Source organism: Enterococcus sp. ZJ1622, from assembly GCF_011038845.1.
Taxonomy (GTDB): domain Bacteria; phylum Bacillota; class Bacilli; order Lactobacillales; family Enterococcaceae; genus Enterococcus_B.
In genome coordinates this window covers 68429-89763 of the sequence record NZ_JAAKDW010000005.1, presented here as the reverse complement: position 1 = coordinate 89763, position 21335 = coordinate 68429, and the positions used below count along the sequence as shown (strand labels likewise).

The 21335-nt window shown below is 39.0% G+C and carries 21 protein-coding genes; 17 read left to right on the top strand and 4 right to left on the bottom strand.

The features are described 5' to 3' along the window. Nucleotides 1-216: 216 nt before the first annotated feature. The 11 genes from G7Y42_RS06065 (at nt 217) to G7Y42_RS06015 (ending at nt 10608) form a co-directional block, all read left to right on the top strand. Nucleotides 217-798, top strand: a complete 582-nt coding sequence (locus G7Y42_RS06065; protein WP_165004779.1) for an LPXTG cell wall anchor domain-containing protein — start codon at nt 217-219, stop codon at nt 796-798. Between the two features lie 76 nt (nt 799-874). Next, nucleotides 875-1477 (top strand): class D sortase, encoded by a 603-nt coding sequence (locus tag G7Y42_RS06060; protein ID WP_165004781.1) that lies wholly within the window; start codon nt 875-877, stop codon nt 1475-1477. Nucleotides 1478-1576: 99 nt separating this feature from the next. Next, the gene (locus tag G7Y42_RS06055) at nt 1577-2341 is read left to right on the top strand and encodes a hypothetical protein (RefSeq protein ID WP_165037848.1); all 765 of its coding nucleotides are present in this window, start codon (nt 1577-1579) and stop codon (nt 2339-2341) included. Nucleotides 2342-2361: 20 nt separating this feature from the next. Beyond that, nucleotides 2362-3138: a Wzz/FepE/Etk N-terminal domain-containing protein gene (locus tag G7Y42_RS06050; protein ID WP_165004786.1), complete on the top strand. Its 777-nt coding sequence runs from the start codon at nt 2362-2364 to the stop codon at nt 3136-3138. A gap of 10 nt (nt 3139-3148) precedes the next feature. Further along, nucleotides 3149-3841 carry a CpsD/CapB family tyrosine-protein kinase gene (locus G7Y42_RS06045; RefSeq protein WP_165004788.1) on the top strand — a complete coding sequence of 231 codons (693 nt, stop codon included), beginning with the start codon at nt 3149-3151 and terminating at the stop codon, nt 3839-3841. A gap of 14 nt (nt 3842-3855) precedes the next feature. Further along, nucleotides 3856-4596, top strand: a complete 741-nt coding sequence (locus tag G7Y42_RS06040; RefSeq protein ID WP_165004790.1) for a CpsB/CapC family capsule biosynthesis tyrosine phosphatase — start codon at nt 3856-3858, stop codon at nt 4594-4596. A 180-nt stretch (nt 4597-4776) separates the two neighbouring features. Beyond that, on the top strand, nt 4777-5919 hold the full coding sequence (locus G7Y42_RS06035) for a glycosyltransferase family 4 protein (protein ID WP_165004792.1): 1143 nt from the start codon (nt 4777-4779) through the stop codon (nt 5917-5919). Further along, nucleotides 5919-7196: an O-antigen ligase family protein gene (locus tag G7Y42_RS06030; protein ID WP_241161918.1), complete on the top strand. Its 1278-nt coding sequence runs from the start codon at nt 5919-5921 to the stop codon at nt 7194-7196. Before G7Y42_RS06035 ends, G7Y42_RS06030 begins: the two co-directional genes overlap by 1 nt. A gap of 13 nt (nt 7197-7209) precedes the next feature. Beyond that, nucleotides 7210-8001: a glycosyltransferase family 2 protein gene (locus G7Y42_RS06025; RefSeq protein WP_165004794.1), complete on the top strand. Its 792-nt coding sequence runs from the start codon at nt 7210-7212 to the stop codon at nt 7999-8001. Between the two features lies 1 nt (nt 8002). Beyond that, complete coding sequence (locus G7Y42_RS06020) at nt 8003-9169, top strand: nucleotide sugar dehydrogenase (protein ID WP_165004796.1); 1167 nt, start codon at nt 8003-8005, stop codon at nt 9167-9169. A 5-nt stretch (nt 9170-9174) separates the two neighbouring features. Beyond that, a complete protein-coding gene (locus G7Y42_RS06015) occupies nt 9175-10608 on the top strand; it encodes an oligosaccharide flippase family protein (RefSeq protein WP_165004949.1) in 1434 nt (477 codons plus the stop codon). 26 nt (nt 10609-10634) lie between these two features. On the opposite strand, the gene G7Y42_RS06010 is transcribed toward G7Y42_RS06015, so the two are convergent. Further along, entirely contained in the window at nt 10635-11336 is a 702-nt protein-coding gene (locus G7Y42_RS06010; RefSeq protein WP_165004798.1) for a Crp/Fnr family transcriptional regulator, read from the bottom strand. A 487-nt stretch (nt 11337-11823) separates the two neighbouring features. On the opposite strand from G7Y42_RS06010, the gene arcA reads away from it, so the two are divergent. From arcA to argS, 5 genes are all read left to right on the top strand, one after another. Then, nucleotides 11824-13053, top strand: coding sequence for an arginine deiminase (arcA, locus tag G7Y42_RS06005; protein WP_165004800.1), 1230 nt, complete (start codon nt 11824-11826; stop codon nt 13051-13053). 92 nt (nt 13054-13145) lie between these two features. Beyond that, complete coding sequence (gene argF, locus G7Y42_RS06000) at nt 13146-14165, top strand: ornithine carbamoyltransferase (RefSeq protein ID WP_165004802.1); 1020 nt, start codon at nt 13146-13148, stop codon at nt 14163-14165. A 123-nt stretch (nt 14166-14288) separates the two neighbouring features. After that, on the top strand, nt 14289-15236 hold the full coding sequence (gene arcC, locus G7Y42_RS05995) for a carbamate kinase (RefSeq protein ID WP_165004804.1): 948 nt from the start codon (nt 14289-14291) through the stop codon (nt 15234-15236). 218 nt (nt 15237-15454) lie between these two features. Further along, a complete protein-coding gene (locus G7Y42_RS05990) occupies nt 15455-15652 on the top strand; it encodes a hypothetical protein (RefSeq protein WP_165004806.1) in 198 nt (65 codons plus the stop codon). A gap of 11 nt (nt 15653-15663) precedes the next feature. Further along, complete coding sequence (gene argS / locus G7Y42_RS05985; protein WP_165004808.1) at nt 15664-17355, top strand: arginine--tRNA ligase; 1692 nt, start codon at nt 15664-15666, stop codon at nt 17353-17355. A 211-nt stretch (nt 17356-17566) separates the two neighbouring features. Here argS and phnX read toward each other — a convergent pair whose 3' ends face one another. From phnX to G7Y42_RS05970, 3 genes are all read right to left on the bottom strand, one after another. Beyond that, the gene (phnX, locus tag G7Y42_RS05980) at nt 17567-18343 is read right to left on the bottom strand and encodes a phosphonoacetaldehyde hydrolase (protein ID WP_165004810.1); all 777 of its coding nucleotides are present in this window, start codon (nt 18341-18343) and stop codon (nt 17567-17569) included. Continuing rightward, nucleotides 18336-19427, bottom strand: coding sequence for a 2-aminoethylphosphonate--pyruvate transaminase (gene phnW / locus G7Y42_RS05975; protein WP_165004812.1), 1092 nt, complete (start codon nt 19425-19427; stop codon nt 18336-18338). The genes phnX and phnW overlap by 8 nt, the downstream gene beginning before the upstream one ends. Nucleotides 19428-19674: 247 nt before the next feature. Further along, nucleotides 19675-20154 (bottom strand): ArgR family transcriptional regulator, encoded by a 480-nt coding sequence (locus G7Y42_RS05970; RefSeq protein WP_165004814.1) that lies wholly within the window; start codon nt 20152-20154, stop codon nt 19675-19677. 339 nt (nt 20155-20493) lie between these two features. On the opposite strand from G7Y42_RS05970, the gene rpsB reads away from it, so the two are divergent. Continuing rightward, the gene (gene rpsB, locus G7Y42_RS05965; protein WP_165004816.1) at nt 20494-21276 is read left to right on the top strand and encodes a 30S ribosomal protein S2; all 783 of its coding nucleotides are present in this window, start codon (nt 20494-20496) and stop codon (nt 21274-21276) included. The last annotated feature ends 59 nt before the right edge of the window (nt 21277-21335 follow it).

The following is a 21335-nucleotide window of genomic DNA, read 5'->3' as shown; positions in this document are numbered from 1 at the left end:
ATGCGCTATAATAAAGTTGATATTGCTTTCGTACTAATTACTTATTTATAATCATTTTAAATAAAGATGTTATTATATAAATTGTGTTAGGCTGGCGTCTGTGATAATATTAAAAATGGAAAATAATTATTAAAAAGTGTGTTATTGTTGTTTTCCAAATAAATCACTGGAAAAGGGAAGTCCCTTTTTCAAATAATAAAAAAGGAGGTCCAATAAATGGGAAAACTTGTTAGTTATGTGGTTGTATTTTTTACTGTTTTTATGTTTGCGCTGCCAGTTGATGCAGTTGGGGCTATTTCTGACAACGAACAAAGAATATTGAATGAATTGAATGAACCCGTTCGGATCCAGGAAAAAGAATTCACTGTACCAACGAAAGATGTGACACAAGCTGAAAACTACTTGAAACAAAATGAGTTGACAAACGCTCAGGTGGAGATAGTAGTTTCGAATATCCAGTCGGTAAAGACACTTTTGACGTCTCTTACAGTCGATCTATCAGGTGTCAGTACACTGGATGATTTGATCAAAGCCTTGCCACGTGATGTTATCGTACAGATTCAACAGCATGTGACAGCTGCAGCTAATGCACTAGGCTTAGTGGTTCTAAGCTGGAATCAAGGAGATATCCAATTCGGTGTGCAAAATTCTGATGGAACAACTTCACCAGCCTTCAGTTCAAAACAAGCAGTGAAACAAACAGGTGCGAGCTTTGCTTCAAGTTTTATCGCAGTTGGAGCATTGTTATTCGTCGCAGCGGGTGCGTTCGTAATAAGTAAGAAAACAAAGCTTGCGTAAAAAACGCACACTTTTGAAAAGAATAGGAGCATTATTTTTTGCTCCTATCCTTTTTTTAACAGCCGGCTACTCTATCATGTACATCGTAGGGCAACCTGTCATCCATTTTGCGACCTCGTCTTTACAATTATTCTTACTATCTGACGTACCTGAATTTGATAAAAAACAACAAGTATTTACAGAAATAGAAGAAAAAGAAGTGAAAAAAGATGAGAATAACGAATTATCTTCTACCCAGATTGCCTACCCAAAAGGCGGTGAGCAATACGGCAAGATAATCATCGATTCGTTAAAAATAGATGTGCCTTTGTATTATGGAGACACCGACGAGATATTGCGCCAAGGCGCCGGTCAATACATGGGATCGGTCTATCCTGGAGAGAGAGGAACCACATTGATTGGCGGGCACAATATAGATGAGTTTGGACTACTGATTGGAAGCCAAGTGGGAGATGTCGTCAGCGTCAAAACATCTTATGCAAATTATCTTTACCAAGTAAAAAAAATCATTGTTCGTCGTTATGATGATCGAGAAATCAGTCAGTTGATCGACCAAAAACAAAAACCGACAGTAATGCTTTACACTTGTTATCCAGTCGATAGTCTAGGGATGACTGACGAACGACTTTTTGTCATTTGTGATCTGATTGATGGTCCGATGATTAATCCAAATAAATAGGGGGAAACTATGAGTACTCGGAAAGTTATGAGGAAAGCATCAAGGTGGATCCTCGCATTTATTTGTTCGCTCAGCTTATTTGCTTTACTGAGCCTTGGAGTGATAAAAACGACACTTTTTAATCAGGAATTTATGATTAGTACGGCAAATAGTGCAGATTACTCCAAAACAATTACAGAAGAAATCAATGAAACAATCGGTGATCTGGGAAGGGGGAGCAATGTTCCAGCAGAAGTGCTAGCTGAAACAGCTTCCCAGTCCCTAGTCAAAAGAAATATCGAACGTTATATCCAGAGTATCTACACTGAACTTCCGTTTACAGTTGAAGGAAATGCTCAGATCCAACAGACGATCCAGACGAACATTGAGACATACGCGAAAGAAAAAGGATACTCGATCACCAGTGAGACACAAGGCGCAATCGATCGCTTGAAACAATCGGCAGCAGATTCGTTCAGCCAATATATAGAGATTCCTTATATTTTAAATTATGGAAAAAAAGTTATGGGTTATTCTAAAACGCTGACATTGATTATGATTTTTACAGGAGCGGTTTTTTTCTTGTTGTTAGCAGCTATCGTTTCGTTGACTGGGCGTTTCTGGCATCGTGCAATACGTTATTTTGCGTATGTGTTTGGTGGTGCTGGTCTGATGCTTTTAGTACTTCCTCTTTTTGTCTACTTTTCACGGAAAATCGACCATTTAGGTATCCGTTCGAAATCATTATATGACTTTTTAACGACTTATCTGAACGAATTTGTTTTAACTTTTATCAAGTGGGGAATAACTGCTGTAGTTGTGGGCGTTGTTTTATGGCTGATCAGCGAATTAGTCCGAAAACGAAAATTCACGCGCAGAATCTAATCATAGAAAGTGGAGAAAAAATGGAAGAGACGATGAACTTAGGAGAAATTTTTGGGATTTTGAGAAAAAGATTATTGCTGATCCTTATTGTAACACTAGCAGGTCTGGCTCTAGCTTCTGGTGTAACTTTCTTTTTGATTACACCGAAATTCAGCTCATCAGCAGAATTGATTGTCCAATCGAAAAGTGATGGAGCCAATACGAACTTGCAGGCGGATGTCAACGCAAATGTCCTTTTGATCAATACATATAAAGATATGATCATGGGTGACGTAGTGTTGAATGATGTGCAGCAACAATTGGAAACAGATTTCCATCTCCAGTTGAATAAAAGCCAACTGAAAGGGATCGTCAGCGTAGAACAATCCCAAAACTCACAAATGTTCCAAATCAAAGCAACAACGAACAATCCTGATGAAGCAGCAGATATTGCTAATCTGACCGCTGCTGTTTTCAAGGAAAAAGCCACGGATGTTCTGGATGTGAACAAAGTGACGATCACCTCGGATGCCCAAAGCATTCCTGTACCTGTATCACCTAATAATAAATTGAATGCGGTAATCGGAGCTCTCTTGGGATTGGTCATCGGAATCGGACTGACTTTTTTGATCGAACTGCTAGACAAAACAGTAAAGGATGAACGATTTGCTATCGAAGAACTGGGATTGCCAATGATAGGAACGATCAATGAGATGAGCAGTAAAGAATTGGAAAAAGGACGATTGATCGAGACGGTACCGACTTTTATTGAGGAAGAAGATGCCCGTATCAGCAGACGTTCCAGAAATCGAATATAAGGAGATCAAGATGAAAAAGAAAAAAAGTACTATCATGCCTATTTCGCTAGTCACTGTAGCGGATCAAAATGCTGTGATTTCTGAGCAATATCGGACGATACGTTCCAATATCCAATTCAGTGCGGTGGATCATGAACTGAATACGGTCGTTGTCACTTCCTCGGGTCCTGGAGAAGGCAAGTCGACAACCGCTGCAAATCTAGCAGTTGTCTTTGCCAACAGTGGGAAAAAGGTCCTGCTTGTTGATGCAGATCTTCGAAAGCCGAGTGTTGCTTTGACGTTCCAGTTACCGAATGTGATGGGATTGAGTAATCTCTTAGGTAATAAGGATAAGGAAAGTCAAGTCAGTGAATATATAACAAAAAGCAATGTAGAAAATCTGTGGCTTATGACTAGTGGGCCTAAGCCGCCTAACCCATCCGAAATGTTGGCATCTAAGAGAATGGAAGAACTAACTGAACAATTAAAAGAAGTGTATGATTTGATCATATTTGACATGCCACCGGTAGCTACTGTGACGGATGCTCAAATCTTGGCTGCAAAAACCGATGGTACCTTATTAGTTATCAGAGAGCGGAAAACGAAAAAACAGGAACTAATGAAAGCAAAAGAGCTATTGAATATCGCAAAAGCGAACATCCTTGGTGTTGTTTACAATGGAGCTCAAAGCAATCATGAACTGAATTATTATTATTATCAGTAAAGGAGTGCGTCAACGTGATCGATTTGCATTGCCATATCCTACCTAGTCTAGATGATGGAGCACAAAACCTCAAAGAGTCCGTTGAAATGGCTGAAGAAGCTGTCCGACAAGGAATCACTCATATCTTATGTACACCGCATCATAACCAGCATTTTCAAAATCCAAAAGCTGAAGTCTTGGCAGCAGTGCCAAAACTTCAAAAAGTGTTGGACGAACGGAAGTTGCCACTGACGCTATTCGAAGGGCAAGAAGTACGCATTCATAGTCGGCTGATCGAAGAGATAGAACAAGAGAATATTCTCTTTGCAGATGTGGAAGATCGCTATCTGCTCGCAGAATTGCCATCAAATGAGATCCCTGCCTTTACGGAATCCCTTTTTTACGAACTTCGAAAAAAAGGAATCATCCCGATTATTGTTCATCCCGAACGAAATCGCGGATTTCAAGAAAATCCTAATCAACTGCTGCCATACTTGAATATGGGATGCTTGGCGCAGTTGACCGCTCCGAGCTTAGTAGGGATATATGGAAAAAAGATCCAAAAATTAAGTGAAGAGTTGATAACGCACCAACTTGTTCAAATGGTAGCTTCTGATGCCCATGCAAGGAAAAATCGAGACTTTCATATGAAAGAAGCATACAAAATAATCAGGAAGAAATACGGACAAGAAGTAATTGAACGAATGGATAAGACGTGCAGAAATGTGATCAATGGGGATGTGTGTAGAGCAGCCAGATATATGGCAATGCCATAAAATGGATAACTACATAAGTAATACGTAAAGTAAACAGAATTGATGGAAATTTATATATGTATATAAGAAAAAGGTTCTCTGTCCTCTTGTTTGATTGGAAAAGACAAAGAATCTTCAATGAACCAGTCAGACTAAAAATAAGATGAAAAACTTAATCGTTAGTGGAGATGGAGCAAATAAATGAAAATAAAAAAAATTCTATTTGTAGCAACAGTTGTCAAGACGCATATTAATACTTTTCATTTAAATAATATCAAAATTTTCAAGGACTTAGGTTATGAAGTCCATGTGGCAGCTAAAAATGATTTTGACCCGAAAAATTCCCTTGATATTCCTAATTGTGATGTGTATCACGATATTAACTTTCCTAGAAATCCTTTCTCTCCTAATCTAGTAAAAGCGTATATTGAGCTGAAAAAAGTGATTAAAAAAACTAATTTTGACATTATTCATTGTAATACACCAGTTGGGGGGCTATTGACGAGATTTGCGGCTGCAAAATTACGAAAAAAAGGAACAAAAATTCTCTATCAAGCGCATGGATTCCATTTTTTTAAAGGGGCTCCTATAAAAAACTGGCTCCTTTTTTATCCGATAGAAAAATATCTTTCTCGGTATACTGATTTTCTTCTTGTGATAAATAAAGAAGATTATGATAGGTGTAAAACTTTTCGCAGCAAACAAATCAGGCTTGTCAACGGTGTCGGGGTAGATATAGATAAGTTCCATTGTGCTACTGGTAATTTCAAAGAGCGATATTCTCTTCCGGAAGAATTGATAGTGCTTACGTCAATCGGTGAACTAAATAAAAATAAGAACCATATCGCTGTAATTGAGTCTTTAGGAAGAATCGTCAAAGAAATCAATTCACCCTTTCTCTACGTTATTTGTGGAGAAGGCAAACAAAGAAAAAAGTTAGAGCAACGAATAAAGGAATTATCATTGGAAAAAAATGTGTTGTTATTAGGTTATACGAAAGAAATCCCTTCAATTCTAAGTGATACAGATTTATTTCTCTTTCCATCTTATCGAGAAGGTCTCCCTGTCTCAGTAATGGAAGCGATGTGCGTAGGCACACCGATTGTTGCATCAAATATTCGAGGGAATCGAGATCTGATTACGAATAAACAAAATGGCGAATTGTTCGATGTCAGGAACACTGAGGAGTTGGATGAGATTTTGAAAAGATTTTTTTCTGGCAAATTGCCAGTAGAGACCTATTCGAAAAATGCTTATGAAAGTATCCAACATTTTAGTAAAGAACGTGTTGCTCATCAAATGAGCGAAGTATACGAAGTGTTAGCAAGTGGGAGTGAGATGTGATGCAAACAAGTCAATCATTGGTGATGGAGAATGAAATAGATGAAGTAAAAGGCAAGAGCTTAGACTATATAGTGTTTTGGCTTGGTTTCACATTAAATATTTCTCAAGTTTTTTTTGGCATCAATATAGCTGTAAGTGATTTTTTCATGGTTTTTCTATTTATTCACCTGCTTGTTTTACGAAAGATATATTTTACGAAAAATACATTGCTCTTTTTTATGTTGGTGATTGCTTTACGATTGATATCAACTATCTATTTAAGCGTATTTTTGAATATTTCCATGTCAGCAATGTCTATTTTGATTACGTTTCAAAAATTTGTGATGGGACTACTCTATTTTACGATAACTATTTCTGTTGCAAAGAAAAATCCGAATTTAAAACAGTTAGTGTTTAAAGGATTGAAATACGGTGCATTCATTTTAGGTGGTATCAGTTTAGTGCTTTTTGCTGTAGGACCTACAATTTTGCGTACGTTCATTCTTTTTGGAGATATGCGGTTGAAAGGTTTTATGAATGATCCCAATTATTTTGCTTATTTACAGATTTGTGGCTATTGTATTTGGGCAATGAAGCCATTTCGTGCAAAAGTAATAAATATGGTTGCTGGCGTAGTATTTGTAAGTAGTATTTTACTGTCAGCCTCTAAGACTGGTCTTATCGTGTTTTTGTTGCTCAATCTGCTTCTTTTAGGGAAAAAAATAATATCGGTAAAACTTCAACTGCGGCGACTTACAGTGGCTGTTCTATTTTTAGGAATAGGATTAAGTCTATTTTATTTGTTTTTCGACCAGGTGATTTATACAGTAGCGAGATTCACCCAGACTATTCCGCAACTTGCTCGTTTAAATGTTGTATTTAGTAATTTTAATGGGGCAATTAACGATGGCGGTTCTGGACGATTTCAAGCTTGGGAAACCGCTGAGGAATTGATTACAGGCACTCATTTTATGGGGATCGGTTTCATGGATTACTCAGCAGTTGCACGTTCGATTAGTGGAAGTCCGATCATTGCTCATAATACTTTTTTGCAATTAGCAGTAGAATGGGGTGTTCTTCCTTTAATTTTCGGTTTATTTTTTGTTTTAAAAGCAAGTATCAACAAATTACTTCAAAAAAATTGGCTGCTATTATTTCTTATAACCATTAATCTTGTTTTTTCGTTCAGTGTTTCTTTACAAAATTCCCGCTTGCTTTGGATAGTATTGGCAATGCTTTTTATAAAAGAGGACAGTGGTCGAATGACAGAAAAAATAACGATAAAGCAAACAGAATGAAAGGAGATGTGAAATGATCAGCGTAATTATACCAACTTATAATGCAGAAAAAACCATCGAAAGAGCTGTTGAATCAGTTCTAAAACAGAGCTGTCAGGATTTCGAGATTATTTTATATGATGATTGTTCCACCGATAATACGTGGGAAGTGTTGTCTCGTTTGAACAAAAAAGATTCAAGGATCAGAATTTTTCAAAATGAAAGAAACTCCAAAAGTGCCTTTACTAGAAATCAAGCGATTAATGAGGCATTAGGTAAATATATTATGCAACTAGACGATGATGATTACTGCCATGTGGAACGAATGAGTAAACAAGTGGAATTTTTAGATACTCACTCTTCGTATGATTTTGTAGGAAGCAATGCGGTATTATGGGATCAAGAGGGGATATATAGTGAACTGAAAGTTCCAGAAAAACCGCAAATTAATGATCTTTTAAAGACGAGCCCATTTATCAATCCATCTGTCATGTTTCGAAAAAAAGCATTAGACACTGTAGATGGTTATCGTGTATCGAAAGAAACTGTGAGGGGACAGGATTATGATTTATATCTAAGAATGTATGGGAAAGGAATGAAAGGGTACAATTTGCAAGAGAATCTGGTTTATTATTACCAAGACAAACACTACTACAGTAAGATTTCTTGGAAAAACCGAATTGGAGAATTCAAATTTAAATATAGAAATTTCCAGCATCTAGAGCTTTCGAGGATTCAATATATTTACACTTTCAAACCATTACTGGCAATCATGATTCCTAGAAAATTACTTTCTTTGAAACAAATAAAAAGGAGAAAACGATAAAATGAAAATCTCAGTATTCGGCCTTGGCTACGTCGGCTTGGCTAATGCATTGCTGCTTAGTCAACAGGATGAGGTAAAGGCATATGATATAGTAGAGGAAAAAATCGACATGCTACAACAAAGGCAATCTCCTATCGAGGATCAAGAGATACAGGATTTTTTAGGGCGTGACGATCTGTCGATTGGTTTCACGAAGGATTTCGCGGAAGCTGTGGAGTTTGGTGACTACTTGCTTATTGCGACACCAACTGATTATGATGAAAAGAAGAATTATTTCAATACGTCTTCTGTCGAAACAGTGATTGAACAAGCCTTGCGGATCAATCCTGAGGCAGTATTCATCATTAAATCCACAGTTCCAGTCAGTTACACATCGGAGCTGAAAGCAAAATTCCAAACAGAAAACATCGTTTTTTCTCCTGAATTTCTGCGTGAGGGAAAGGCGCTACTTGATAATCTGTACCCTTCGCGGATCGTTGTCGGTGAATGCACAAAACGGGGCAGAGAAATTGCCGATCTCTTTCATAAAAATGCGCTTGGACAGGACATCACTGTTCTTTTGACACACTCGACAGAAGCAGAAGCCATCAAATTATTTTCGAATACGTATCTTGCTCTTCGGGTCGCGTATTTCAATGAGCTTGATACTTATGCAGAGTCTCATGGTTTGAATAGCCGCCAGATCATCGAAGGAGTCGGTCTTGATCCGCGCATCGGGACACATTATAACAACCCGTCCTTTGGGTATGGAGGATATTGTCTACCAAAAGATACCAAGCAGCTTCGAGCAAATTATACAGATGTTCCTAGTGATCTGATCGGAGCAATCGTTGATGCAAATAAGACACGCAAGGACTTCGTTGCAGAACAGATTTTGACTAAAAAGCCCAAAATCGTTGGCATCTATCGTTTGACAATGAAAGCTGATTCGGACAATTTCCGATATTCCTCTATCCAAGGAGTGATGAAGCGAATCAAAGCTAAAGGGGTCTCAATGGTTATTTTCGAACCGACCCTAAAAGAAAAAGAATTCTTTGCTTCTCCTGTGATCCAAAACTTGGCTGAATTTAAGCAGATAAGCGACGTAATCCTTTCAAATCGATTCGATGAAGAATTGCAGGATGTAAAAGAGAAGGTTTATACGAGAGATATTTTTAGAAGGGATTGAAGGAAATCAAACATATTGCTCGAAATTTTATCTATCAATCTCTTTTTCAAGTAATGAAGATCGTGATCCCTATCATTACGATTCCGATTGTTTCGACTGCATTAGGTCCAGCAGGGATAGGGGTCTTTAATTATACAAATTCGATTGCACAATATTTTGTTTTAGTAGCAAGTCTAGGTGTTGCGATGTATGGAAATCGAGCAATCGCTCTAGCGTATAATCGGAAAGAAAATATTTCTATTTTATTCTGGGAAATCTTCTTTTTTAAAGCAACACTGACGATAGCGGTACTTTGTTGTTATCTTTTGGCGGTTAGTTTTTTTTCTGAACGTATTTATTTTTACATCCAAAGTTTGACAATCGTCGCGGTTTTATTTGATATCTCCTGGTTTTTTATGGGGATAGAAGATTTTAAGAAAACGAGCATGTCCAGTTTGCTTGTGCAAATAGCAACGTTTGTCGCAATTGTCTTTTTTGTCAAAGATCAATCTGATACTCTAGCGTATATATTTATCCAAACAATCGGGACTGTTTTTTCGCAAGTTCTTGTTTGGCTTTTTCTAAAACCTTATGTCTGTTTTGGAAGACCTCGCTTAAGTAAAAGCTGGGCACATTTCAAAGGTGCGTTTGAATTTTTTATTCCTCAAGTAGCAATCACGCTGTATACGAATTTGAATAAAACGCTGCTAGGATTATTTATCGGCAGTTCGGCAGTTGGATATTATACGAATTCCCTCACATTGAATACGGTATTTATTACAGTGATCACTACACTGGATATGGTCTTGCTTCCACACATGAGTGGTTTATTTGCAAAGAACAAGGTGGGAGCAATTGTGAATTTGATGACAAAAACGCTGCATCTACAGCTTTTTTTCAGTATACCGATCATGTTTGGCATGTGGACAGTGTACGATAAACTCGTACCTTGGTTTTTTGGTGACAAGTTTTTGTTTGTGAATCAAGTGATCCCATTTTTCTCTGTGCTGATTGTCATTATACCGTTGGGAATGTCTATTTCCCGACAATATTTGATACCAATAGGAAAAGTAAAAGAATATAACCGATCGGTGATGATTGGAGCGATGATCAATATTTTAAGTAACCTCCTGTTATTGCCGTTTCTTGGCTTTTTTGGCGTAGTGATTGCCAATTTACTAGCAGAATTTTTTGTTACTTTGGTCAGAGTAAGAGCGTTCGTGAAAGATACGGGATTTACATTCGATTATCAGCGTTTGATGATCTATGTGTCTTCAGCAGCTGTGATGATGATCGTAACCCGTTTGGCGACGAACAATTTATCGCCAAGTCTTCTCACAAACATGATTCAGGGAATACTTGCGGTATGTATTTATTTTGGACTGACTGCACTAGGTAAAGCCAATCCGCTAACTGATAGAATCAAAAGAAGTGAAGCAAAAAAGGAGAACCGACCGTGAATGACACTGTTGGTTCTCCTTTTTTATTATTCCCTCAACGCCGGCGTCACTGCGGCTTTACAGAATGTGAAGCGTTTTTTCTGATAGTCCAGCAATCCAGAGTCTTTGAGCTGTTTGATCACTTGGCCAGCAGTTTCTCTGGTAGTCCCGCTGTTCACGGCCAGTTCCTTCAATGTGATAGGATAGGGGATCTCCACGTGACCATCTTCTGTTGGGACCCCGAGTTCTTCTTTTAGAATAAAAAGATTTTGTTTGACTCGATCGAATGCACTAGAAGTCAAGCCGATCTGGATCCGAAGTTCATGCATTTCTACCACTTTAGATAATTTGTGGATCATGTAGATCAAATGATTCGGATTATTCTTTGCAAATTTTTCATAACAAGCAGCTGGCAGGTAAAAAGTTTCGATATCTGTCATTGCTTGGGCGGTATATGAATAAGTATCATCTTCAAAGATACCGGACATCGGGAATAGATTGTTGGCATTCACATAATCATAATAATAATAAGTAGCACTCTCATCGTAACGTTCTAAGCGAACTAGGCCCTTTGTCAAAATATATAGTCTTTGACGATCATCTCCTTCGTCGAATAGAATTTGTCCTTTTTTATATGAACGAAAAACAGTATGCTCTTTGATCATTTGGAATTCTTCATCTGTGAATTGTTCAAAATCAGGTTGATATCTAAGTTTTGAAAAATGGAAATCAATTTTACTGACTCGCACTTAAAAATCCACTCCTTACTTCTTTCTACTCTCTCATTACCTTTGTTCTTATCTTCTATTGTCACTTTTTTATAAGAATTTGTAAAGTTTTAACACATGGTCGAAAATTTAGTTTTTTCTTAATTAAATGAAAAAGCTAATGTTATTATGTGAAATTTATTCACAACAATTGAATATTTCTTTTGTCAAAATTATATTTTTGTATAAAAAACAATAAATATACATAAAGTAACCGCTGACAACCGCATAGATACTAAATAAAGAAAAATATTCAAAAAAATTTTTTTTATGAATAAATATTTTTTTGGAAGAGTATTCAAGGACGAAAAATGAATAATACTTCCTAAAATTTGGAAAAACGTTTAATTATTTAATTACCAGATATTAATGTGAATGATCTCTCGTTTTGAATGAGATAAAATTATGAAAGTGATTTCAAAACGGCTGTATTCTAAACATGTAATCAAAAAGAAGGAGGCAACACAACATGGATAAACCTATTCACGTTTTCTCTGAAATAGGGAAGTTAAAGACAGTTTTACTGAAACGGCCTGGACAAGAAGTAGAAAACTTAACGCCGGATATTATGGAACGTTTGTTATTCGATGACATTCCATATCTTCCAATTGCCCAAGAAGAGCATGATAATTTTGCCAAGACATTGCAAAATGAAGGTGTCGAAACGCTGTATCTTGAAAAATTAGCAGCTGAAGCAATTGATGCAGGTAATGTGAAAGAACAATTCCTGAACAAAATGCTAGATGAATCCCATATTGTATCACGTGCTGTGAGAGATGGTCTTCATGAGTTCCTTCTATCAATGGAAACACAAGAAATGGTAGATAAGATCATGGCAGGGGTACGTACGAAAGAAATCGAAGTCCGTTCAAACAGTTTGTATGACCTATCAGCAGATGATGATTATCCATTTTATATGGATCCTATGCCAAACCTTTATTTCACAAGAGACCCTTCCGCATCGATGGGTAATGGGATGACCGTGAATAAAATGACCTTCGAAGCACGCCGTCGCGAATCGATGTTTACAGAATACATTTTGAAACACCATCCACGATTTGCAAACAAAGGGGTAGAAGTTTGGTTAGACCGAGAAAATCCTGACCATATCGAGGGTGGAGACGAATTGATCTTAAGTGATAAAGTCGTCGCAGTTGGTATTTCTCAACGTACGAATGCCAAAGCAATAGAAAAATTAGCACGTCATTTATTCGAGAAAAATTCTGGCTTCGAAAAAGTACTGGCTATCAAGATTCCGAACAACCGTGCGATGATGCATTTGGATACAGTGTTCACTATGGTGGATTACGATAAGTTTACAATCCATCCAGCGATCCAAAGCAAAGAAGGAAAAATCGATGTCTTTACGATCGTGCCAGATGGAGATGACATCAAGATCACTCATTCAGACAACTTGCATGAAACAATGAAAGCTGCTCTGGGCTTAGATGATCTAGTGCTGATCCCGACCGGTAATGGTGATGCAATCGTTGCACCACGCGAACAATGGAATGACGGCTCGAACACATTAGCAATCGCGCCAGGCGTGGTAGTGACTTATAACCGTAACTATGTATCGAACGAATTGCTGCGAAGCTACGGTATCAAAGTACTGGAAATCAATTCAAGTGAATTGTCACGCGGCCGTGGCGGTCCACGTTGCATGAGCCAACCATTAGTACGTGAAGACTTGAAATAGTTTGTTTCTCGGTGGTGGTCTTACTGTCAGCTGCCATCGGGTTTCCTCTTTAATCTTAAATAAAAAAAACAATCTAAAGGAGAATGTTTAATATGAAAGAATCAGTATTCCAAGGAAGAAGTTTATTAGCAGAGAAAGATTTCACAAAAGAAGAATTACAATACCTGATCGACTTTTCCGAACATTTGAAAGACTTGAAAAAACGTGGGATCCCTCATCACTACTTGGAAGGCAAAAACATTGCATTGCTGTTTGAAAAAACATCTACACGTACACGTTCAGCCTTTACAACAGCAGCAATCGATCTAGGTGCACACCCTGAATATCTAGGCGCTAACGATATACAATTAGGTAAAAAAGAATCAACTGAAGATACTGCAAAAGTATTAGGTCGCATGTTCGACGGAATCGAATTCCGCGGATTCAGCCAAAAAATGGTCGAAGAATTAGCAGAATTCTCAGGTGTTCCAGTATGGAATGGTCTGACTGACGAATGGCATCCAACACAAATGATCGCTGACTTCTTGACTATCCAAGAAAACTTTGGAAAAGTTGAAGGAATCACTGTTGCTTACTGTGGAGACGGCCGTAACAACATGGCAAACTCTCTATTAGTCACAGGTGCCATCTTGGGTGCAAACATGCGTATCGTTGCACCAAAAGAATTACAACCTGAAGAAGAAATCGTTCAAATGGCGGAAGAATTTGCTGCAAAATCTGGTGCGCAATTAATGATCACAGACGATGTTGACAAAGGGGTAGACGGAGCAGATGTCCTTTACTCAGATGTTTGGGTATCAATGGGTGAAGAAGACAAATTCGAAGAACGTATCAAATTGTTGAAACCTTACCAAATCAACATGGAAATGGTCGAAAAAACGCATAACACAGATCGTTTGATTTTCTTGCACTGCCTACCAGCATTCCATGATACGAATACTGTTTACGGCGAACAAATGAAAGAACGCTTCGGCATCACTGAAATGGAAGTAACGGATGAAGTGTTCCGCAGCAAATATGCACGTCAATTCGATCAAGCAGAAAACCGTATGCATTCAATCAAAGCAATCATGGCGGCTACTTTAGGTAACTTGTTCATCCCTAGAGTTTAAGTCTAAAACTAACCACATTCATCTCACGTACAAAACGAGTCAGTCAGAAGGGACATTCACACACCGCTGGCTCGTTTTGTCATTGATAGAATTCGGAAAATCTCTGAAGAAAGGACGAACGACATGGCAAAACGAAAAGTAGTTGTCGCATTAGGCGGCAATGCAATCTTATCTACAGATGCAAGTGCAAAGGCACAGCAAGAAGCATTGATGGAGACAGCGAAATATTTAGTGAAATTCATCGAACAAGGAGATGAACTGATCATCTCCCACGGGAATGGACCGCAAGTCGGCAACTTGCTGATCCAGCAGCAGGCAGCTGATTCAGAAAAGACACCAGCAATGCCGCTAGATACCTGTGTAGCGATGACAGAAGGTTCGATCGGCTACTGGCTGCAAAACGCTATGGGCGAAGTCTTGAAAGAAAAAGGGATCGACAAAGACGTCGTTTCTTTAGTAACACAAGTGATCGTGGATGAGAATGATCCTTCATTCAAAAATCCAAGCAAACCTGTTGGGCCATTTTACACAGAAGAGGAAGCAAAAGAACAAATGGCAGCTGACTCGAATGTGACCTTCAAAGAAGATGCTGGACGAGGCTGGCGTAAAGTCGTTGCTTCGCCAAAACCGATTTCGATCAAAGAAGCAAGAGTGATCGAAACATTGGTGGATCAAGGCGTGATCACCGTTTCAGTCGGAGGCGGAGGTATCCCTGTCGTTGAAACCGCTACAGGTCTAGAAGGAAAAGAAGCCGTGATCGATAAAGATTTTGCTTCTGAAAAATTAGCAGAAATCATCGACGCAGATCTCCTGATCGTCTTAACAGGTGTCGATAATGTCTATGTGAACTATCAAAAACCAGATCAAAAGAAATTGGAAACAGTCACTGTTTCTGAAATGAAACAGTATATCGACGAAAACCAATTTGCCCCAGGAAGCATGCTGCCGAAAGTCGAAGCAGCGATTGCATTCGTTGAAGCAAAACCAAAAGCTAAGGCAATCATCACTTCTTTAGAGAACATCGAGAATCTTTTAGCATCTGAAGAAGGAACGATTATCGTAGCTGATTAATCTGTTAAGTCTTTCGTGTTCGCGAAATGATTTATAAAGGCGTCCAGGTGGAGTTTATTCTCCTTTAGACCATCTGGACGGTTTTTTTGTAAGAACACCTAGCCAGCCGCTTTTTTTTCTGTTATAATTCAAGAAAGTTTAATATGCTTATGATTTGTTGAACAAGAGAGTACTTGTATCCTTCTTGTCGAAGCGAGTTCGGAAATGGTGGAAGCCGGATGAAGAAGATGCAACGAAGCGCACTTGGAGAATTCTGCACGAAGCAGACGGTCATCTACCGTTATCAGATGGAGCAGGTCCTTTTCATAAGGACAATCGGAGTGGTACCGCGGGTTATCTCGTCTCTAGTGATTATGTATGATTACGTAATCGCTAGAGATTTTTTTGTTTTCAGCAATCATAAAAGGATACTTTAGGAGGAATTAGGATGAATAACAAGGATTTTGTCGCAAAAGCTGTATATGACGTCGTCAAAGATGATTTGACACTTGAACAAGTAGAGCAATTATTGGAAAATCCAAAATCTGCTGACCATGGAGATGTTGCATTCCCTGCATTCTCATTAGCAAAGATCTATCGGAAAGCACCACAGCAGATTGCCGCTGATTTAGCAGAAAAAATGGATTCGGCCAATTTTGAAAAAATCGAAGTAGTAGGACCATACTTGAACTTTTTCATGAACAAAGAAGTGATCAGCAAGAATGTTTTGCGTACCGTCGTAAAAGAAAAAGAACATTACGGTGATAGCACGATCGGTGAACAAGGAGCTGTGCCGATCGACATGTCTTCTCCTAATATCGCAAAACCGATCTCAATGGGTCACTTGCGTTCAACTGTTATTGGTAATTCAATCGGGTTTATCATGGAAAAAATCGGCTATCAGCCAATCCGCATCAATCATTTAGGTGACTGGGGAACACAATTCGGTAAACTGATCGTGGCTTACAAAAAATGGGGATCAGAAGAAGCAGTGAAAGCTCAGCCGATCAATGAACTTCTACGTCTGTACGTCCAATTCCATGAAGTAGCAGAAACTGAACCTGAATTGAATGAAGAAGCACGTGCCTGGTTCAAACGTCTGGAAGAAGGCGACGAAGAAGCAATCCAATTATGGCAGTGGTTCCGCGACGAATCAATGAAGGAATTCAATAAAATCTATGATCTTTTAGAAGTACGCTTCGATTCATTGAACGGGGAAGCTTTTTATAACGACAAGATGGATGAGATCGTTCAACTTTTAGAAGAAAAACATTTGTTGAATGAAGACAAAGGGGCAGAGATCGTGGATCTTTCTGCTTATGATCTGAATCCTGCTTTGATCAAGAAATCAGATGGAGCAACGCTTTATATCACTCGTGACTTGGCTGCTGCGCTATACCGCAAACGTACCTATGATTTCAAACAGTCTTTATATGTTGTCGGTAATGAACAAAGCTATCATTTCAAACAATTAAAAGCAGTATTGAAGGAAATGGGCTTTGACTGGTCAGATGACATGCACCATATCCCATTTGGTTTGATCACGCAAGGCGGTAAGAAATTATCGACACGTAAAGGGAAGATCGTTTTACTGGAAGAAGTATTGAATGAAGCGATCCAATCAGCGAAAGAACAAATCAGTGAGAAGAACCCAGATTTGGAAAACAAAGATATCGTAGCGAAACAAGTAGGAGTCGGCGCAGTTATTTTCCATGATTTGAAAAATGACCGTCTGAATACTTTTGACTTCAATCTGGAAGAAGTCGTGCGTTTTGAAGGAGAGACTGGTCCATACGTCCAATATACACATGCACGTGCAGTCAGCTTGCTGGAAAAAGCAGGATTCGTTCCTTCAGAAAACGAAGAGTATGCATTGAATGATGAAATCAGCTGGGAAGTTGTCAAACTGATCCAGAGATACCCTGAAACAGTTTTACAAGCAGGAGAAAAATATGAGCCTTCAGTCATCGCTAAACACGCGATCAAATTAGCTCAAGCATTCAACAAATATTACGCACACACAAAAATCCTTGCAGAAGATGAACAAAAAGACGCGCGTCTAGCATTGGTCTATGCAGTATCCGTATTGTTGAAAGAAGATCTGCGACTGCTGGGATTGCATGCGCCAGATAAAATGTAGGAAAGAGGTTGTGACAGTGCTATTCAGCTTTAAGAGCTAAGTAGGTATGTCGCATACTCAATTCACTGATGTTTTTGCCCATCTAATGTGGTAAGTAAGAGTAATATAAAATCAGTTCTTCACATAATCCATATAAGAGCAGCGAAGAACAGTCATCAAGTGGCTGTTCTTCGCTGCTCTTTATGGTTCGATCCGCAGAAAAATGACTGTTTTACTGATTCGCCTCTAGTATGAAATCTGCTAATTCTTCAAGGTTGTTCACACAAAGATCAGCGCCGGCGTCGTGAAACTCACGAGAAACAAAAGAACGGAGCCGATTCAATTCTTCGGTATCTAAAGCTTTATATTCTTCATAGGAAAGTCCCATGGCAGAACTTCCGTCAATGACTCCGACCGTGAATAGTCCTGCATTTTTTCCTTCTTTTATGTCTGCTGCCGTATCGCCGACCTTGATCACTTCTTTCACGGAACGGCTTTGGAAAAATTGCATATTCTTGAAAATCATATAGGGATAAGGTCTTCCCAAACCCTCTGTCTCATCTGGCGTAACGAGAAAATCAGGCGTATAGCCGAAAGATTCAGCTGTTTTGGCCACGATATCCATCATCTCACGCGTATATCCAGTAGTCGTGCCGATCGACAAGCCCTCAGATTTTAATCGATCGATCGCTGGCAAGGTATCAGGTTTTAAAGAAGCGTAGTTTGCTAAATCCTCAAATAAAAATCGTTCGAATTGAGTATATAATTCATTCGCGTCTTTTTCCTGTGGCAGTTCGTGATAAAGTTTCAACCATTGTTTCTGGACGGAGGGGAGGGCGAACAGCTGATGGATATGATCCAATTTCAGTTTGCCCATGGGTTCGCGGATCTCTTTGTCCGTCAGCTGGATATTTTTTTCGAGAAATGCGTTTTTGAACGCATGGACAGGAGCCATACAGCCAAAGTCAACTGTTGTACCTGCCCAATCTAAAATCACTGTTTTAATCATGTGTGCTCCTCCGATAATTTTTGATGACAGCTGTTAATTCTAAGATATCTTCTGGATAGATATCTCCGATGTTGCCAATACGAAAACAATCATGATGGTTGATTTTTCCAGGATAAATGACGAATCCATGCTGTTTTAAATAATGATAAAAATGATTGAAATCAAATGTCGGATCATCCGGATACATAAAAGAAGTGATGAAGGGTCCTTGATTTTCCTTGATGAATGGCTCATAGCCAATAGTTGCCATTTCTTCTCGAAGAAGCCGATTATTTACTGCATAACGTATATTTCTCGCTTGGATACCGCCTTCTTCCTCCAGCTCCTTCAATGCCTGCTGGAAGGCAAGAACAGTGTGGGTAGGAGAAGTGAAGCGCCATTTTCCGCCTTGGTCTTCCATGACTTTGTACTGTTCATACAAATCAAGAGAAAGTGTCTTGCTGGAGCCATTTCTTTCTTCTAGCTCTTTTCGTTTCGCAATCACGAAGGAGAAGCCAGGAACACCTTGGATGCACTTGTTTGAACTGGAAATCAGAAAATCGATGTCTAAACCGACAAAATCGATATCGATACCGCCGAAACTGGACATCGCATCAACGATGAACAGCAGATCGTGTTGCTTGGCAAAAGCGCCGATTCCTGACAGATCATTCAATATTCCAGAGGTTGTTTCGCTGTGGACCATAGCGATTGCGCTAATTGAAGGATGATCAGCCACGATTCTCTCAACCTCTTTCGCATCAGGTATCTGATTCTCTGCAGTCGCATAAATCGTCGTTTCAACCTCGTATCGTTCACACATATCAGCCATTCGTTGTCCATAAGCCCCATTGACACATAAGAGCAGATGGTCATCTGGTCTCAACATGGAACTCAAAACAGACTCTACACCAAAAGATCCGCTTCCTTGCATTAAAACGGCTGTGTATTCCTTTGCTGATACATGTGCAAGATTTAGTAATTTGGTACGGATCTCTTGAGTGATTTGTTTGTAATCATTGTCCCATGTGCAATGATCGATCAGCATAGCCTCTTTGACCGTAGAAGAAGTAGTTAATGGACCAGGTGTCAGTAATTTGTACATTTTTCGCCCTCTCTATTTCTATTTTTTGTTAAACTGCTTACAGGTTTAGCGAAAGAAGTGGCCGGTTCAGCCTCATGACCACCTCTATCTCATTAATATATAGAAAGATTATTGATTTTGAATCAAAGTTATGAAAAGTTTAAATAAAAACTGATGTCTTTTTGTAAAGAGTGTAAAGGTTTGTTAATGAGGGGAAAGAAGGAAAATAAAAAAACAAGCATCTCGAATACAGAGATGCTTGTTCCAATTAAAAAATGGAAGACTGCGTCGGGTGGTGCAAAAAGGCTTCGACGAGCTGGGCTTCTTCTTCATTCTGCGAAATCACAACGACGGTGTCGAATCCAGCGATCGTACTAACGATAGGAGGCGGGTTGATTTCGTCTAGAACAGAGGCGAACAGATGGGCATTGTCTGGAAGAGTGTTCACGATTGTCAAGAAGTGGACACGCTCGACTTTGACGACGATATCTTCGATCATATGGATCAGCCGTTGTTCTTCTTCATTTTTTTCCTCTGAGTTATCTTGTCCGCGAAAAAGAACAAAACGATTGAGTCCATCCTCATCAGGCGCTTTGACGATCTTCAAGTCGCGGATATCTCGCGAGATCGTCGCTTGAGTGGCAGTGACACCGTATTCATTCAACCTAGTCAGCAGTTCTTCTTGCGTTCGGATCGGTGAAGTCTCGATCACTTGTTTAATCAGTAAATGTCGCTCAGCTTTACGCATTTTCTTTCTCCTTTACGAAAGATTTCACATGTATCATAACAAAAAAAATGAGAAATGCCCAACATTAATTCGCTTTTTATAAACAACAGCAGGAAAAGCAAAAAGAAGAAAAGAGTTTTCCTTGAATTATTGTAGGGTTTCGGGTAAAATATTGAATGTTGGGCAGAAAAAACTTTTGCTATTGCGATACAGGTGATTTATCTGTATAATAGCTGAGGGTGCTTTGTGCATCAGCAAATCCACATTCTTGTCGGATTGTCAGTAGGTGCTTGAGAAAGTTTGCTGGCGAGCTCGAGGACAAGAAGAGGGAAAATAAAAACCAAATCGGAGGAAACAAAAATGGCAGTAATTTCTATGAAACAATTACTAGAAGCCGGCGTACACTTTGGTCACCAAACACGTCGCTGGAACCCAAAAATGAAGAAATATATCTTCACAGAAAGAAACGGTATCTACATCATTGACTTGCAAAAAACAGTGAAATTAGTCGATGCAGCATATGACTACATGAAGAGCGTTGCAGAAGAAGGCGGCGTTGCTTTGTTCGTAGGTACAAAAAAACAAGCACAAGAAGCAATCAAAGAAGAAGCAACACGCGCAGGACAATATTTCGTTAACCATCGCTGGTTAGGTGGAACATTGACAAACTGGGATACAATCCAAAAACGTATCAGCCGTTTGAAACAAATCAATGCAATGGAAGAAGACGGAACATTTGAAGTACTTCCTAAAAAAGAAGTTGCTGGTTTGAACAAAGAACGCGAACGTCTTGAAAAATTCTTAGGCGGTATCGCTGATATGCCAAGAATCCCAGATGTAATGTACATCGTAGACCCTCGTAAAGAACGTATCGCTGTTCAAGAAGCGCATAAATTGAATATCCCAATCGTAGCTATGGTTGATACAAACTGCGATCCAGATGAAATCGACGTAGTGATCCCTTCAAATGACGATGCTATCCGCGCCGTTAAATTGATCACTTCAAAAATGGCTGATGCATTTATCGAAGGCAACCAAGGGGAAGACCAAGTGGTTGAAGAAGATTTTGCAGCAGAAAACAACGCAACATCAATCGAAGAAATCGTAGATGTTGTTGAAGGCGACAACTCTTCAGCAGAATAATTTTAGAATGATGGAGCTGTTTCAAAGGCTAGGCGACAAGCCTCACTCTCCTTTGAAAC

Bases quoted from the DNA above. Each gene is read 5' to 3' on its own strand.
- G7Y42_RS06045 (WP_165004788.1), top strand. From the start codon at position 3,149: ATGAAAAAGAAAAAAAGTACTATCATGCCTATTTCGCTAGTCACTGTA.
- argS (WP_165004808.1), top strand. From the start codon at position 15,664: ATGAATAACAAGGATTTTGTCGCAAAAGCTGTATATGACGTCGTCAAA.
- G7Y42_RS06065 (WP_165004779.1), top strand. From the start codon at position 217: ATGGGAAAACTTGTTAGTTATGTGGTTGTATTTTTTACTGTTTTTATG.
- rpsB (WP_165004816.1), top strand. From the start codon at position 20,494: ATGGCAGTAATTTCTATGAAACAATTACTAGAAGCCGGCGTACACTTT.
- phnX (WP_165004810.1), bottom strand. From the start codon at position 18,343: ATGATTAAAACAGTGATTTTAGATTGGGCAGGTACAACAGTTGACTTT.
- G7Y42_RS06030 (WP_241161918.1), top strand. From the start codon at position 5,919: ATGCAAACAAGTCAATCATTGGTGATGGAGAATGAAATAGATGAAGTA.
- arcA (WP_165004800.1), top strand. From the start codon at position 11,824: ATGGATAAACCTATTCACGTTTTCTCTGAAATAGGGAAGTTAAAGACA.
- G7Y42_RS06035 (WP_165004792.1), top strand. From the start codon at position 4,777: ATGAAAATAAAAAAAATTCTATTTGTAGCAACAGTTGTCAAGACGCAT.
- G7Y42_RS06060 (WP_165004781.1), top strand. From the start codon at position 875: ATGTACATCGTAGGGCAACCTGTCATCCATTTTGCGACCTCGTCTTTA.
- G7Y42_RS06025 (WP_165004794.1), top strand. From the start codon at position 7,210: ATGATCAGCGTAATTATACCAACTTATAATGCAGAAAAAACCATCGAA.
- G7Y42_RS06020 (WP_165004796.1), top strand. From the start codon at position 8,003: ATGAAAATCTCAGTATTCGGCCTTGGCTACGTCGGCTTGGCTAATGCA.
- argF (WP_165004802.1), top strand. From the start codon at position 13,146: ATGAAAGAATCAGTATTCCAAGGAAGAAGTTTATTAGCAGAGAAAGAT.
- phnW (WP_165004812.1), bottom strand. From the start codon at position 19,427: ATGTACAAATTACTGACACCTGGTCCATTAACTACTTCTTCTACGGTC.
- G7Y42_RS05970 (WP_165004814.1), bottom strand. From the start codon at position 20,154: ATGCGTAAAGCTGAGCGACATTTACTGATTAAACAAGTGATCGAGACT.
- arcC (WP_165004804.1), top strand. From the start codon at position 14,289: ATGGCAAAACGAAAAGTAGTTGTCGCATTAGGCGGCAATGCAATCTTA.
- G7Y42_RS06050 (WP_165004786.1), top strand. From the start codon at position 2,362: ATGGAAGAGACGATGAACTTAGGAGAAATTTTTGGGATTTTGAGAAAA.
- G7Y42_RS05990 (WP_165004806.1), top strand. From the start codon at position 15,455: ATGAAGAAGATGCAACGAAGCGCACTTGGAGAATTCTGCACGAAGCAG.